Source organism: Roseovarius sp. A-2, from assembly GCF_002072155.1.
Lineage (GTDB): Bacteria > Pseudomonadota > Alphaproteobacteria > Rhodobacterales > Rhodobacteraceae > Roseovarius.
The window spans coordinates 1-756 of the sequence record NZ_BDIY01000104.1 but is presented as its reverse complement, the minus strand read 5'-3'; the positions used below and the strand labels follow the sequence as shown (position 1 = coordinate 756).

The following is a 756-nucleotide window of genomic DNA, read 5'->3' as shown; positions in this document are numbered from 1 at the left end:
CCCGCCCATTTGGGGCGCAACGCGGGGGTGGGGCCTCTCCAGTCGGGCTACGCCCTCCCTGCGAGCCCCCACCCCCGCGTTCTCATCCTGATTGACGCTGGATTCTCACCTTGTTTGTCGCGCGGCAAACGGGTACATTCCGCCTACGGGCCAACTATACCCTTCTGTTCATTGGAGACCAAACCACAATGATGGGCGGAAAGATATCCCTGCACGAGGCTGGCACGATCCGAGTGGGGCGCGACTGCATGCTGTCGGGTAATATTCACATAGACGTGTCCGACATGCACTCGATCATCGATATATCGACCGGCAAACGTATCAATCCGCCTGCCGATGTCGAGATTGGTGATCACGTATGGATCGCGCGGTCGGTGCAGATACTCAAGGGGAGCCGGATTGGGGAAAACTGCATGGTTGGTGCCGCTGCACTGGTCAAAGGCGATTTTCCTGAAGGCAGCTTGCTGGCAGGTGTGCCTGCGCGTGTCCTGCGGTCGGGCATCACCTGGGACCGCCGCCGCCTGCCTTTGGACTGAACAGGCAGATGGGACCGGATCAAGGAGTATAACGAAAACCATCCACGGAGCGGCCTAAAGCGTCCCGCCTTTAACCTGCGACATATCCGGCGGCAGTGAAGTAATTCCAGCATTCTTCGGGTGAGTAGAGGTCGCAGATATCGGCGATTGCATTGAACATGTCGGTGAAGGTGCGTGCGCCGATCCGGCGCAGGTGCGCTTTGAGCTTTGAGAACGCCAT

General features: G+C 58.7%; 1 protein-coding gene and 1 pseudogene. One reads left to right on the top strand and one right to left on the bottom strand.

Annotation, left to right across the window (positions count from 1 at the left end; genetic code table 11):
- Positions 1 to 188: 188 nt before the first annotated feature.
- A complete protein-coding gene (locus BHD06_RS22775) occupies positions 189 to 536 on the top strand; it encodes an acyltransferase (protein WP_080459210.1) in 348 nt (115 codons plus the stop codon).
- A 70-nt stretch (positions 537 to 606) separates the two neighbouring features.
- On the opposite strand, the pseudogene BHD06_RS24625 reads toward BHD06_RS22775, so the two are convergent.
- Positions 607 to 756 (bottom strand): annotated as a pseudogene (locus tag BHD06_RS24625) (IS630 family transposase); the annotation flags it as partial.